Source organism: Candidatus Mycobacterium methanotrophicum, from assembly GCF_023515995.1.
Taxonomy (GTDB): Bacteria; Actinomycetota; Actinomycetes; order Mycobacteriales; family Mycobacteriaceae; genus Mycobacterium; species Mycobacterium methanotrophicum.
In genome coordinates, this window is the sequence record NZ_CP097320.1 from 407,464 (window position 1) to 421,153 (window position 13,690).

14 protein-coding genes and 1 pseudogene are annotated in these 13,690 nt (G+C 66.8%); 9 read left to right on the forward strand and 6 right to left on the reverse strand.

The genetic code is table 11. The annotated features are described in order from the left end of the window. Positions 1–92: 92 nt before the first annotated feature. Positions 93–902, forward strand: coding sequence for a DUF3027 domain-containing protein (locus M5I08_RS02195; RefSeq protein ID WP_219067610.1), 810 nt, complete (start codon positions 93–95; stop codon positions 900–902). Here M5I08_RS02195 and M5I08_RS02200 read toward each other — a convergent pair. Both M5I08_RS02200 and M5I08_RS02205 read right to left on the reverse strand, forming a co-directional pair. Continuing rightward, on the reverse strand, positions 899–1,354 hold the full coding sequence (locus tag M5I08_RS02200) for an SRPBCC family protein (RefSeq protein ID WP_219067611.1): 456 nt from the start codon (positions 1,352–1,354) through the stop codon (positions 899–901). The genes M5I08_RS02195 and M5I08_RS02200 overlap by 4 nt on opposite strands. A gap of 14 nt (positions 1,355–1,368) precedes the next feature. Continuing rightward, on the reverse strand, positions 1,369–1,647 hold the full coding sequence (locus M5I08_RS02205; protein ID WP_219067612.1) for a DUF2530 domain-containing protein: 279 nt from the start codon (positions 1,645–1,647) through the stop codon (positions 1,369–1,371). Between the two features lie 89 nt (positions 1,648–1,736). On the opposite strand from M5I08_RS02205, the gene M5I08_RS02210 reads away from it, so the two are divergent. The 3 genes from M5I08_RS02210 to M5I08_RS02220 are packed head-to-tail and all read left to right on the forward strand — an operon-like array spanning position 1,737 to position 3,350. Continuing rightward, the gene (locus tag M5I08_RS02210) at positions 1,737–2,168 is read left to right on the forward strand and encodes an Rv0880 family HTH-type transcriptional regulator (protein ID WP_219067613.1); all 432 of its coding nucleotides are present in this window, start codon (positions 1,737–1,739) and stop codon (positions 2,166–2,168) included. A gap of 38 nt (positions 2,169–2,206) precedes the next feature. Then, on the forward strand, positions 2,207–3,013 hold the full coding sequence (locus M5I08_RS02215) for a TrmH family RNA methyltransferase (RefSeq protein WP_249763282.1): 807 nt from the start codon (positions 2,207–2,209) through the stop codon (positions 3,011–3,013). 55 nt (positions 3,014–3,068) lie between these two features. Continuing rightward, entirely contained in the window at positions 3,069–3,350 is a 282-nt protein-coding gene (locus tag M5I08_RS02220; RefSeq protein WP_219067615.1) for a DUF2537 domain-containing protein, read from the forward strand. Here M5I08_RS02220 and sepH read toward each other — a convergent pair. Beyond that, positions 3,347–4,126: a septation protein SepH gene (sepH, locus tag M5I08_RS02225; protein WP_219067616.1), complete on the reverse strand. Its 780-nt coding sequence runs from the start codon at positions 4,124–4,126 to the stop codon at positions 3,347–3,349. The genes M5I08_RS02220 and sepH overlap by 4 nt on opposite strands. Positions 4,127–4,253: 127 nt before the next feature. Continuing rightward, on the reverse strand, positions 4,254–5,372 hold the full coding sequence (serC, locus tag M5I08_RS02230) for a phosphoserine transaminase (protein WP_219067617.1): 1,119 nt from the start codon (positions 5,370–5,372) through the stop codon (positions 4,254–4,256). Between the two features lie 207 nt (positions 5,373–5,579). Here serC and M5I08_RS02235 point away from each other — a divergent pair, with 207 nt between their 5' ends. The 3 genes and pseudogenes from M5I08_RS02235 to M5I08_RS02245 all read left to right on the forward strand — a co-directional run. Further along, the gene (locus tag M5I08_RS02235; RefSeq protein ID WP_219067618.1) at positions 5,580–6,638 is read left to right on the forward strand and encodes an AurF N-oxygenase family protein; all 1,059 of its coding nucleotides are present in this window, start codon (positions 5,580–5,582) and stop codon (positions 6,636–6,638) included. A gap of 13 nt (positions 6,639–6,651) precedes the next feature. After that, positions 6,652–8,358, forward strand: a complete 1,707-nt coding sequence (locus M5I08_RS02240) for an FAD-dependent oxidoreductase (RefSeq protein ID WP_219067619.1) — start codon at positions 6,652–6,654, stop codon at positions 8,356–8,358. 85 nt (positions 8,359–8,443) lie between these two features. Continuing rightward, positions 8,444–8,527 (forward strand): annotated as a pseudogene (locus M5I08_RS02245) (DUF2795 domain-containing protein); the annotation flags it as partial. A 231-nt stretch (positions 8,528–8,758) separates the two neighbouring features. Here M5I08_RS02245 and M5I08_RS02250 read toward each other — a convergent pair. Next, positions 8,759–9,889 carry a citrate synthase 2 gene (locus M5I08_RS02250; RefSeq protein ID WP_219067620.1) on the reverse strand — a complete coding sequence of 377 codons (1,131 nt, stop codon included), beginning with the start codon at positions 9,887–9,889 and terminating at the stop codon, positions 8,759–8,761. An 81-nt stretch (positions 9,890–9,970) separates the two neighbouring features. On the opposite strand from M5I08_RS02250, the gene pdxH reads away from it, so the two are divergent. Next, on the forward strand, positions 9,971–10,630 hold the full coding sequence (gene pdxH / locus M5I08_RS02255; protein WP_219067621.1) for a pyridoxamine 5'-phosphate oxidase: 660 nt from the start codon (positions 9,971–9,973) through the stop codon (positions 10,628–10,630). A 134-nt stretch (positions 10,631–10,764) separates the two neighbouring features. Further along, positions 10,765–12,060, forward strand: coding sequence for a citrate synthase (locus M5I08_RS02260; RefSeq protein WP_219067622.1), 1,296 nt, complete (start codon positions 10,765–10,767; stop codon positions 12,058–12,060). A 58-nt stretch (positions 12,061–12,118) separates the two neighbouring features. On the opposite strand, the gene M5I08_RS02265 is transcribed toward M5I08_RS02260, so the two are convergent. Beyond that, positions 12,119–13,690, reverse strand: a complete 1,572-nt coding sequence (locus M5I08_RS02265; RefSeq protein WP_219067623.1) for a phytoene desaturase family protein — start codon at positions 13,688–13,690, stop codon at positions 12,119–12,121.

The window sequence follows — 13,690 nt, forward strand, 5'->3', positions numbered from 1 at the left end:
CCATGCCTCAATTCTCACAGATGTCGGCCGGTGCGATGGGTAGGCGACCGGTGTGGCCGGACGCCACCGCTCTAGGGCAGTATTGACGGCATATGGAAACAGCGGACAATGTGACCCGATCCGATCCGGAGTCGGCTGCGGCGACCACCGAAGAGTGGTCGCCGCAGTTGGTGGCCGTTCTCACCGCTGCCGTCGAGCAGGCGCGGGCGGCCGTCGCCGAGTTCAGTGGCGCCGACACGGTGGGTGATTACCTCGGCGTCGGCTATGAAGATCCGACCAGCGCCACCCACCGTTTCCTCGCCCATCTGCCGGGTTATCGCGGCTGGCAGTGGGCCGTCGTCGTGGCCGCCTACCCCGGAGCTGATCACGCCACCATCAGCGAATTGGTGCTGGTGCCGGGTCCGACGTCATTGCTGGCGCCGGAGTGGATGCCCTGGGAGCAGCGGGTCCGGCCGGGTGACCTCAGCCCAGGAGACCTGCTGGCGCCGCTGCCCGATGATCCGCGGTTGGTGCCCGGCTACCTGGCTTCGGGTGATCCGGAGGTGGACGACGTCGCGGTAGAGATTGGTCTGGGACGGCGCCGGGTGATGAGCGCGTGGGGCCGCTCGGAGGCGGCGCAACGCTGGCACGACGGCGACTACGGACCGTCCTCGCAGATGGCGCAATCCACCAAACGGGTGTGCCGCGATTGCGGTTTCTTCCTGCCGCTTGCCGGATCCTTGGGCGCGATGTTCGGGGTATGCGGCAACGAGTTGTCCGCTGACGGGCATGTCGTCGACTTCGAATACGGCTGCGGCGCACATTCCGACACCCCGGCCCCCGCGGGCAGCGGCTCGCCGACGTATGACCCCTACGACGACGGGGTGCTGGATGTCAACGAGAAACCCGTCGAGCTCAGTTAGCCGTTCTCAGCCGCAGCTTTGATCCTGGCCAGCGACGTGTTCATGCCGTCCACCAGTTCACGCTCGAACTTCGCCGTCCCGCCCATGAACGCGTTCACGGCCATACTCGAGACCGGCGTGGTCCCGTTCTCCGCGTGCCGGCTCTCGATCACCCGGGTGCCCTCGGGAATCGGCTGCAGCTCGTAGCTCCAGATCGTGTTGTTGGTGTTGACCCTGAACGCCAGCTTCTGGTCCGGGATCAGCTCGACGACGGTACATGTCGTCGGCCAGAACAACCGGTTGCGGCGGTTGATGTTGATAGTGCGGGTGCCGCGGCGCAGCGGACCCAGTTGCCGCATCAACCGACATTGCGGGCTCCACTCGGGCATGCGGCGAAAATCGCTGACCAGCGACCAGACTTTCGAGACCGGTGCCGTGATATCGATCTGTGCTTGCAACAGCGGCGCTGCCATTGGATGCATGTCTCCTAGCTCGGGGGATGGTGGCGGTAGTTCAATCCGGATTGTGCGCCACGCGCGCCACGGCGGGCGGCGTCGCGCTGCCACACGAAGATGGTGGTGCCCAGCAGCCCGACACCCAATCCGGCCAGCGTCACCGGTCGCCAGGTCTGAAGCGCCGGTATGACGAACGCGGCCACGGCGGCAACCAGCCAGGCCAGTGCGCCGATGGCGACGACGGGCCATACTTCCAGCAGCGCAGCGGGCAGCACGGGCGGATGGAGACTGTCGCCGGGTTCTACAGACATCGGATCCACGATAGCCGGGTACATCGGCCTTGGCCCCGAGTCGGCGATTCCGTGTTGACGGTTGGACGTTCTGTCGTAACGTTCGCGCTGTGATCGATCGCGATAGCCGGTTGGCTAGTGATCTGTCGTTGGCGGTCATGCGGCTTGCCCGCCAGCTGCGGTTCCGGCGACCGCAGTCCCCGGTGTCGTTGTCGCAGCTCTCAGCGCTGGCAACGCTGGCCAATTTCGGCCCGCTGACCCCGGGTGCGCTGGCCATCAGGGAACGGGTTCGCCCGCCGTCGATGACGCGGGTCATCGCCTCGTTGGCCGACCTGGGTTTGGTTGACCGCGTTGCCCACCCCGACGACGGCCGGCAGGTCTTGGTTTCGGTTTCGCCGGCCGGCAAAGAGCTTCTTGAGGCCGAACGCCGAGCCAGTCAGGAATGGCTCGCGCAGCGGCTCAGGAACCTGGGCGGCGCCGAACGCGACACGTTGCGCGATGCCGCGGACCTGATCTTGGCCCTTGTCGAAGAAAGCCCTTGAGCTCACCCGACGTTGACTGTGCCGACGGCGTCGGTGATGTGGCCGTCACCGATATCACCGATCCCGACGACCCGCGGGCGGATTCTTTCCGGGACTTGAACAGCATCGACCGTCGACCCGATCTGCCGCGCGGCAAGGGGCTGGTGATCGCCGAGGGTGTGCTGGTGGTGCAGCGCATGCTGGCCTCGCCTTTTTCGCCGTTGGCTTTCCTCGGCACCGACCGCAGACTCGCCGAGCTCAAGGCAGATCTGGCTGGTAATCCCGCGCCGTTCTATCGGGTGTCCGCAGAGGTGATGGCCGAGGTGGTCGGCTTTCATCTCAACCGCGGGGTGCTGGCCGCGGCGCGTCGTGAGCCTGAGCGCAGCCTCGCGCAGGTAATCGACAGCGCTCGGACCGTCGCGGTGCTCGAGGGCGTCAACGACCACGAAAACCTGGGCGCGGTCTTCCGCAACGCCGCGGGGCTGTCCGTCGATGCGGTGGTGTTCGGCAGCGGCTGCGCTGATCCACTGTATCGGCGGGCGGTGCGCGTCTCGATGGGGCATGCCCTGCTGGTGCCCTATGCGCGGGCAACCGACTGGCCGGCGCAGTTGAAGACGTTGCACCACAAGGGGTTTCGATTACTAGCGATGACTCCCAGCCAAGACGCGACGCCGTTGCCCGAGGCGATGGCGGCGGTGTGTGACGAGCGGGTCGCGGTGCTGCTCGGGGGCGAAGGGCCGGGCTTGAGCAGCGCCGTGCTGCAGGCGAGCGATCTGCGGGTGCGCATCCCGATGTCGCGCGGCACCGACTCGCTTAACGTCGCCACCGCGGCGGCGTTGGCGTTCTACGAGCGGGTCGCGCGGTGACGATGCCGGCGGTGCAACCGGCCGAGGAACCGGGCAATCAGGCTAGGCTCGGTAGATGATCCGCGGCGGCGACGAATCCACGCCGTGGGCAACAGGTTTGGCGGTGGCCGGGTTTGTCGCAGCGGTGACTGGGGTCGCCGTCGTGGTGCTGACTCTCGGCCTGATTCGGGTGCATCCGTTGTTGGCCGTCGGGCTCAATATCGTCGCGGCCGGTGGACTGGCGCCGACGCTGTGGGGATGGCGGCGTGCCGCGGTGCTGCGCTGGTTGTTACTCGGCATTGGTGTGGGCGTGACAGGCGCCTGGCTGGCTTTGGTGTCGATGGAGCTATTCCGCTAGCGCTGTCCCCCGGATCGGACACCCAGCAGCACGTCTTCCCACGCCGGTACGGCCGGCTTGCCGCGTCGACTGCGCGTCGGCTCGCTGGTGGGTTCGACCGTCGGGCGTTCCAGCGGCGGGGGTGCCGGCTCGTCGAAGTCCAGCTGCGCGACCGGGGCCACCGGCCGTAGCGGACGGTCGAAGTTGGGATCGATCAACTCACTGGCGGCATCGTCGACGGCGGTGACCGTTCCGCCGCGAGCGCCCGGGCAGAAGCGGAAGTGGGCGGCGTTGTCGGAACGCCCCGCCTTCCAGGCCAGCTGGACCGTCCAGCGGCCATCCTCGTTGCGCCAGGCGTCCCATGCGGTGAGGTCCGGATTGAGACCACGGGCCAGCAGCGACGACGTGACGGTTTCCAGCAGCGTCAGCACCGCGGGACCGTCGGCGAGGACGGGGTGCGCGGCCGTTGCCAACTCGGCGGCGCGCGAGCGTTCCAGCAGCACCGGGTGGGCGAACCGCTGCACCCGCTCGATATCCACCCCGGCGGCCGCCGCCACCTGCTCGACGGATGCGCCCGCGCGGATACGAGCCTGAATTTCCCGGGGACGCAGCATGGCGGTGACCTCGATGTCGATATGGGTTTGACCCACCCTGGCCCCGTCGCCGCGCACCGCCGCCCTTAGCCGGTCGTTGACCGGAATCTTGAACTTCTCGTCCGGATCCCCGTTGCCGAGAGTGCTCTCGCAGACGACGTGTTTGCCGTCAACGTCGAGTCCGACGATTGTGAGCTCCCGCATGGTGTCTCCTCGCAGGCTCCTCGCAGACCAGCGCGCCAGGCCTGTCAGCTGCGGACTCTAGTGCAGGCGGCGGCCGTTACCCTTTTGACACGCGGTAGCCACCAGGGCTTGTTTTCTCACCGGCGGGCTACAGCCGCTCGACCACCCAGTCGATGCACTCGGTGAGCGCGCTGACGTCGTCCGGCTCGACGGCGGGGAACATCGCGACCCGCAACTGGTTGCGGCCGAGTTTGCGGTACGGCTCGGTGTCGACGATGCCGTTGGCGCGCAACACCTTGGCTACCGCCGCCGCGTCGACGTCGTCGTTGAAGTCGATGGTGCCCACGACCTGCGAGCGCAGCCGCGGGTCGGCCACGAACGGCGTCGTGTAAGGCCGTTCGTGCGCCCAGCGGTACAACCGCTGCGACGAATCCGCGGTGCGTTTGACCGCCCACTCCAGCCCGCCGTTGCCCAGCAGCCACTCGATCTGTTCGGCCAGCAGCACCAGCGTGCCGATGGCCGGAGTGTTATAGGTCTGGTTCTTGGCGCTGTTCTCCACGGCGATCGGCAGTGACAGAAAGTCCGGTACCCAGCGCCCGGACGCGGCAATGGCCTCGATCCGGCCCAGTGCGGCCGGGCTCAAGATCGCCAGCCACAGCCCGCCGTCACTGGCGAAGTTCTTCTGCGGCGCGAAGTAGTAGGCATCGGTGTCGGCGATGTCGACGGGCAGGCCACCGGCGCCGGAGGTGGCGTCGATGACGATCAGCGCTTCGCCGGCGCCGTCGGGCCGCGTTATCGGAACCGCGACCCCGGTCGAGGTCTCGTTGTGCGCCCATGCGATCACGTCGACCGACGGGTCGCTCTGCGGCTCGGGCGCGCTGCCCGGGTCGGCTTTGATGACGATCGGTTCGCCGACGAACGGATTCTTGGTGACCGCTGAGGCGAACTTCGAGCTGAACTCGCCGTAGCTGAGGTGCAACGACTTCTTGTCGATCAGCCCGAACGCCGCGGCGTCCCAGAATGCCGTCGCTCCGCCGTTGCCCAGCACCACCTCGTAGCCGTCCGGCGCCGAGAAGTAGTCCCGCAACCCGTTGCGCACGCGGCCGACCAAGTCTTTCACCGGCGCTTGGCGGTGCGAGGTGCCGAAAAGCGGAGCGGCGCTGGTGGAGAGGGCGTGCAATTGTTCGGGTCGGACCTTCGACGGGCCGGACCCGAACCGTCCGTCGCCGGGCTTGATGTTGTCGGGAAGCGTGAGTTGGTCAGCCATGATCACCAGGCTAGTGATAGCGCCTTGGCTGACGGCCACGTGGTCCGGCGGCGCATGCGACGTGCGGATTTATGTGACGCACGTCCTAGTGTGCACATGTTCACGGGCGCACCGCACTGGAAATCCAGGATCTAGAAAGTTTGCGTTACCTGCGGTACTGTCGGTGGACATTGCCTATCAGAATGTAAACCTCATTGGGAGGCTGGGATGGCCCAGGCTGGAACTGTCCAAACGCGGGCACGGACGAAGCTGGTGCGACGTTGGCGCCGAAACATGGATGTCCAGGACGACCTGCAGTACGTGGAGCTGCTGACCACACTGTCCGAGGGGTCGGTGCGGCGCAACTTCAACCCGTACACCGACATCGACTGGAAGTCTCCCGAGTTTGCGGTCACCGACAACGACCCGCGCTGGAAACTGCCGTTGACCGACCCGCTGGGCCGGCATCCCTGGTACCAGGCGCAGTCCGAAGAACGGCAGATCCAGATCGGCATGTGGCGTCAGGCAAACGTCGCCAAGGTCGGTCTGCACTTCGAGTCGATCCTGATCCGCGGCTTGATGGAGTATGCGTTCTGGGTGCCCAACGGGTCACCGGAGTACCGGTACTGCCTGCACGAGGCGGTCGAAGAGTGCAACCACACGATGATGTTCCAGGAGATGGTGAACCACATCGGCGCCGACGTGCCGGGTATGCCGCGGCTGCTGACGTGGATCCAACCGCTGATTCCGTTGGCGGCCGGGCCGCTGCCGATTCCGTTCTGGTTCGGCATCCTGGCCGGCGAAGAGCCCATCGATCACACCCAGAAGAATGTCTTGCGCGAGGGCGCCGACGGGAAAGTGCTGCACCCGATCATGGAGCGGGTGATGGCCATCCACGTGGCCGAAGAGGCCCGCCACATCTCGTTCGCGCACGAATATCTGCGCAAGCGCGTGCCGAAGCTGCCGCGCCGCAAGCGGTTCTGGCTCTCGCTGTTCGTGCCGGTCACGATGCGGACCCTCTGCTCGGCGATCGTGGTGCCCCCGAAGGCGTTCTGGCAGGAGTTCGACATCCCGCGTCAGGTCCGCAAAGACGTGTTCTTCCGTTCGCCGGAATCGGCTCAGATGCTGCGTGACATGTTCGGTGACGTCCGGATGCTTTGCCACGACACCGGTTTGATGAACCCGTTGGCCAAGTTGATCTGGCGGATCTGCAAGATCAACGGCAGGCCCTCCCGGTATCGCAGCGAACCGCAGCGCCAGCACCTCGTCGTCGCTCCGGCCGCCTAGCGGACCCGCTTTTATGCCGCACGTCATCACCCAGTCGTGCTGTAGCGACGGGTCCTGTGTCTACGCCTGCCCGGTGAACTGCATTCACCCGTCTCCGGATGAGCCGGGCTTCGCTACCGCGGAGATGCTTTACATCGATCCGGTGGCGTGCGTGGACTGCGGTGCCTGCGTGAGCGCCTGCCCGGTCGGTGCTATCGCGCCCGATTCCCGGTTGGCCCCCGAACAGCAACCGTTCGTCGCGCTCAACGCCTTGTTCTACTACCCGGATCACGCGTCCCGTCCGGCCGGCCAGAAACTGCCGCCCACCTCCAAGCTTGCGCCGGTGATCCCCGCACCCGAGGTGCGGCGGCACCGTCGGCGCCCGCTGACCGTCGCGATCGTGGGATCCGGGCCGGCCGCGATGTATGCCGCCGACGAACTACTTACCCAACCCGGCGTGCAGGTGAACGTGTTCGAGAAGCTGCCCACCCCGTACGGGCTGGTTCGCGCCGGGGTGGCACCGGACCACCAGACCACCAAACGGGTCACTGCGCTCTTCGACCGGATCGCCCGTCGCCGCGAATTCCGGTTCTTCCTCAACGTCGAGGTCGGCAAGCACGTGAGCCATGACGACCTGCTGGCGTACCACCATGCGGTCATCTACGCCGTCGGCGCGCCCAACGACCGCCGACTGGACATCGACGGCATGGGCATGCCGGGCACAGCCACCGCCACCGAGTTGGTGGCCTGGATCAACGGTCATCCCGAGTTCACCGAGCTAGCAGTGGATCTCAGCCACGAAAGGGTCGTCGTGGTCGGCAACGGCAACGTTGCCCTCGACGTCGCTCGCGTGCTCACCGCCGGCCCCGACGAGCTGGCTCGCACCGACATTTCCGATCACGCCTTGCAGGCGTTGCGCGCCTCGCGGGTGCAGGAGGCGGTGATCGCCGCCCGGCGCGGGCCCGCGCACTCGGCGTTTACGCTGCCCGAGCTGATCGGGCTGACGACCACCGCCGATGTTGTGCTCGCCGCCGCCGACCGCGAGCTGGTGCTGCGCGACCTGGCAAGCGTCTCGGACGCCGTGACCAAGCAGAAGCTGGAGATCCTGAGCAAGCTCGGCGACGGGTCCGGCCCGCCGCTACGCCCGCGGATCCGGCTGGCCTACCGACTGACACCCAAGCGGGTGCTGGGGGAGGCGCGCGCCCACGGTATGGAGTTCGGCGTCACCGGCACCGACGAGATACGTCAGCTCGCGGCCGGTCTGGTGTTGACTTCGATCGGCTACCACGGCAAGGCTGTTCGCGACCTACCCTTCGACGACATCGCCGGAGTCGTGCCGAACGACGGAGGCCGGGTGATCGACCCCGACTCCGGTCAACCCGTGCACGGCGCATACGTGGCAGGCTGGATCAAGCGCGGCCCGACGGGATTCATCGGCACCAACAAATCATGCGCACTGCAGACCGTGCAGCGGCTGGTCGACGATTTCAACGACGGCCTGCTGCGCGATCCAGACGGCAAGCCGTCGGCATTGGACAAGCTCGTGCGCCGGCGCCAGCCCGCCGTCGTCGACGCCGCCGGCTGGCGGGCGATCGACGCCGCAGAGGTAATCCGCGGAAAGCAGGCCGACCGGCCCCGCAAGAAGTTCACCTCGATCGACGACATGCTGGCGGTCGCGGCCACCGCGCCGGCACCGCCGCTGCGGCGCCGGCTGGCTGACCGGCTGCGCCAATTGGCTTAGGAATCAAGGGTTAAGAGCCAAAACGCGGGTTACCCGAGTCCGAGGGGAAATCGAACAACAGCTATCCGGACGCTGGAGTGAGCTCATGGCCAATCCCATTGATCTGCAAAAGACGCTGGCAGGTGTTTCCTACCCGTGCAGCAAGCAGGACCTCATCTCGCATGCCAAGAGCCATGGCGCCAACCAAGAAATCGTGAATGCGCTGGGCAAGCTTCCCGAAGGCGATACCTCGGGGCCCGACCAGGTTTTCCGACCAGGTGCAGAAGGCTGTCTTTTAACTAACCCGTCTGCTGGCCCATCGCCAGCAGACGGCGTAATCGACGACCAGATGCGGGGACAGTGCGGATTGACCCGGGTCGCGACGCAATCTCATCACCGGCCACCGACACCGACGCCGGTGTCAGGCCTTGGAGATCTCGGCCCAGCCTTCGACGGATTCCGGGCTGCGCGGATCCGGGCCGACATAGATGGCCGATGGGCGAACCAGCTTGCCCAGTCGCTTTTGTTCCAGGATGTGCGCGCACCATCCGGCGGTGCGACCGCAGGTGAACATCGCCGGCATCATGTTGGGCGGCACCCGGGCGAAGTCGAGGATCACCGCGGCCCAGAACTCGACGTTGGTTTCGATCGGCCGGTCCGGACGCCGCTCCCGCAGCTCGCAGAGCGCTGCCTGCTCGAGCGCCGCCGCGACTTCGTAGCGCGGCGCGCCCATCCGCTTGGCGGTGGCCCGCAACACCCGTGCGCGCGGGTCTCCGGCGCGGTACACGCGGTGCCCGAAGCCCATCAGCTTCTCGTGGCGGTCCAAAATCCCCTTCACCAGACCGCGCGGGTCGCCGCTTCGCTCGACCTCGTCAAGCATCGGCAATACCCGCGCCGGCGCCCCGCCGTGCAGTGGGCCGCTCATCGCCCCAATCGCGCCCGACAGCGCGGCCGCCACGTCGGCGCCGGTCGATGCGATCACCCGCGCGGTGAACGTCGACGCGTTCATTCCGTGCTCCGCGGCCGAGACCCAGTATGCGTCGACGGCCTCGACATGCCTGGGATCCGGCTCGCCCTGCCACCTCGTCATGAAACGGGCTGTGACCGTCGAGCATTCGTCGATGACCCGCTGCGGAACCGCCGGCTGGTAGACACCGCGGGCAGATTGGGCGACGTAGGACAGCGCCATCACTGACGCGCGCGCGAGCTGGTCGCGGGCGGTCGCGTCGTCGATGTCGAGCAGCGGACGATAGCCCCAGATCGGGGCTAGCATCGCCAGGCCTGCCTGCACGTCGACCCGCACATCACCGCTGTGGATCGGCAGCGGGAACGGCTCGGCGGGCGGCAGTCCGTGGCCGAACTTTCCGTCCACCAGCAAAGCCCAGGCGTCGCCGAAGGTGATCCGGCGGCTCACCAGGTCCTCGATGTCGACGCCGCGATAACGCAGGGCGCCGCCGTCCTTGTCGGGCTCGGCGATCTCCGTTGTGAAAGCGACCACACCCTCGAGGCCGGCAACGAAATTCTCCGGGATCTTGTCCGGGATGACCGTCATGCCTGAATTCTCCCACGCGCGCTCGGCCGGCCGCTACCGGTCGGTAACGGGCGAGTGGTCTGCGGGAGTAGCGTTGGCGCGATGGCAGAACCCGACAACGAGCACCTCGCCGCGATGCGGGTGGAGTACGGCTCCGTCGAGAAAGACGGTAGCCCTGACCTCGACGTCGACTGGCTAGCCGATGGTTGGCTTGCGTTGTTGCGCAAGTGGATTGGCGATGCCGCGCGGGCGGGGATCGCCGAGCCCAACGCGATGGTGTTGGCCACCGTGGACTCCGGAAAACCGGTCAGCCGGTCGGTGCTGTGCAAGGGCGTCGACGAGGACGGACTCACATTCTTCACCAACTACGATTCGGCCAAAGGTGATGAACTTGCCGCGACACCGTACGCATCGGCAACCTTCCCCTGGTATTTGCTGAACAGGCAGTTCCATATCCGCGGCCCGGTGACCAAGGTCGATGCGGCGGCCACCGGCGACTACTGGGCTAAGCGGCCGCGGGGCTCGCAGCTGGGCGCCTGGGCGTCGCATCAGTCCCGTCCGGTCGCCTCCCGCGCGGCGCTGGTCGATCAGCTCGCCGAGGTGACGGCCCGATTCGCCAATGTTGAGCAGGTCCCGGTTCCGCCGAATTGGGGCGGCTACCGGATCGCGCCCGAGGTTGTCGAGTTCTGGCAAGGCCGCGAAAACCGGCTGCACAATCGGATTCGTGTCAAAGATGGTCACATCCAACGCCTGCAGCCCTGAGCCGGATCTCAGCGTCGAGTCGCCATCGAACCCGGACTGCGCCCCCGCGCAGGCGCGCCGTCCCGATAACGACTACCGTCAGCCGTAAGCAACCGCTTAGGGCCAGCATCCGCCGAGACCGCAAAGGGGTTCCAGTGGCCGCAACCGACGACTCCGCCACTCTCCATTACCCGGGCGGTGAGCTGGATCTCGATATCGTCCACGCCACCGAGGGACCCGACGGGATCGCGCTCGGCTCGCTGTTGTCCAAGAGCGGCTACACCACTTTCGACAACGGCTTCGTCAATACCGCCCCATGCAAGAGCGCGATCACCTATATCGACGGTGACGCCGGCATCCTGCGTTATCGCGGCTACCCGATCGAGCAGCTCGCCGAGAAGTCGACGTTTATCGAAGTGAGCTACCTGCTGGTCTACGGCGAGCTGCCGACCAAGGAGCAGCTGGCCAACTTCGCTCGACAGATCCAGTTGCATACGATGCTGCACGAGGACCTGAAGCGATTCTTCGACGGCTTCCCGCGCAACGCCCACCCGATGCCGGTGCTGTCCAGCGCAGTCAACGCATTGAGCGCCTACTACCCGGACTCACTCGACCCGATGGACAACGAGCAGGTCGAGCTGTCGATGATCCGGCTGTTGGCCAAGTTGCCCACCATCGCCGCTTACGCCTTCAAGAAGTCGGTTGGTCAGCCGTTCCTCTACCCGGACAACAACCTGACGCTGGTGGAGAACTTCCTGCGGATGACGTTCGGTCTGCCCGCCGAGCCCTACGACGTCGATCCCGAGATCGTGCGGGCGCTGGACATGCTGCTGATCTTGCACGCCGACCACGAGCAGAATTGTTCGACGTCGACCGTCCGCCTGGTGGGCTCGTCGCAGGCCAACCTGTTCACCTCGATCTCCGGCGGCATCAACGCGCTGTGGGGCCCGCTACACGGCGGCGCCAACCAGGCCGTGCTGGAAATGCTGGACAAGATCCGCAAGAGCGACGACGACGTCGGTGAGTTCGTCCGCAAGGTCAAGGACCGCGAAGCCGGGGTGAAGCTGATGGGCTTCGGACACCGCGTCTACAAGAACTACGACCCGCGGGCGCGCATCGTCAAGGAACAGGCCGACAAGATCCTCGGCAAGCTGGGTGGCGACGACGACCTGCTGAGCATCGCCAAGGAGCTCGAAGAGGCGGCGCTGACCGACGACTACTTCATCGAGCGCAAGCTCTACCCGAACGTCGACTTCTACACCGGCCTGATCTATCGGGCGCTCGGCTTCCCGACCCGGATGTTCACCGTGCTGTTTGCGCTCGGGCGGCTGCCCGGCTGGATTGCGCATTGGCGCGAGATGCACGACGAGGGCGACAGCAAGATCGGTCGCCCCCGTCAGATCTACACCGGCTCCACCGAGCGCGGCTACGCCACCATCGACGCGCGGTAGGTTTCTTCCGCGAGCACCCCTGGCGAGCAGACACAGACTCGCATGCGCGAGGCGGAATTTATGCGATTCTGCGTCTGCTCGCCAGTGAACCTAGCACCGCCATCGCGGCGTTGTGACCGCCGATTCCGGAGACCGCTCCGCCGCGCCGGGCACCCGCGCCGCACAGCAGAATTCGGTCGTGGGCGGTGGCCACGCCCCACCGCCGGGCCGGGGTGTCCAGCCGGTCGTGGTCGTCGGCGAACGGCCAGTGCAGATCGCCGTGGAAGATGTTGCCGCCGGTCATGCCCAGCGCATGCTCCAGGTCGACGGTGGTGGTCGTCTCGATACAGCGCAGGCCGTCCGCATCGCCCAGCAGCACGTCCTGAATCGGTTCGGCCAGAAGGCAATTCAGCGAATTCAGCACGGCATCGGTCAATTGGTGACGAGAGGCGTTCAGTGAATGGGGCGTATGCAGACCAAAGACCGTCAAGGTCGCAGCGCCCGATTCACGCAGCCCGGGGGACAGGATGGTCGGGTCGGTCAGCGAATGGCAATAGATCTCACACGGCAAGGGTTCCGGTAACGCTGCGGCGGCTGCCCGAGAATACGCCGCGTCCAGCTGCGTCCACGTTTCGTTGATATGCAACGTCCCGCCGAACGCCTGCTCGGGTGTCACGCTGGGGTCGCGCAGCCGGGGCAGTCGTCGCACCACCATGTTGACCTTGACCTGAGCGCCGTGAGTCGGTGGCGGTGCTTGCTCACCCAGCAGGCCGGCCAGCACGGTCGGTGTCACGCCGGCCAGCACGAACCGGCCGCGCACCACGTGCTCGTCGTCGCCTCGGCGATAGCGCACCTCGCCGTCTGGATCGACTCCGTAAACCTCGGCGCCCGTGACGATTTCGGCTCCCTTGCGTACCGCCGCGGCGGCCAGCGCCGCGCTCACGGCACCCATGCCACCGACCGGGACGCGCCATTCGCCGGTGCCGCCGCCGAGCAGGTGGTACAGGAAACAGACGTTCTGCCGCAGCGACGGGTCGTCGAGCCGGGCGAAGGTGCCGATCAGCGCGTCGGTCGCCACCACGCCGCGGACCAGGTCGCTGCCGATCGCATCGGCGATCGCATCGCCGATCGGTCGCTCCACCATGGCCCGCCACGCCGCGGCGGCCTCAGTGTCGCCGCCGGCGACTACCCGTAGGCGGGCCTGCTCGCGGGTGCGCAACGGTTCCAGCAGCGTCGGCCACAACCGCTCGGTCACCAGGCGGCAGCGCCGGTAGAACGCCGCGAAGGCCCGCTCATCGTCGGGTGCACCGATGGCATCGAACGTGCAATCCGGTCCGACCAGCAGGCCGGTGCGCCCGGCCGTATCCGGATCGGGGGTGTAGGACGAATATGGCCGTCGGGCCAACCGCACCGGCGCACCCAGATCGTCGGTGATGCGCGTCGGCAGCAGGCTCACCAAGTACGCATAGCGCGATAGCCGGGCCTCGACGCGAGAGAAAACCTGCGCCGACACCGCGGCGCCGCCGACGTGTCCCAGCCGCTCCAGCAGCCGTACCCGTAGGCCGGCCCGGGCCAGGTATGCGGCGGCGACCAGGCCGTTGTGCCCGCCGCCCACGACGACTACGTCGACACCCCCCGGGTCGGCAGCCAT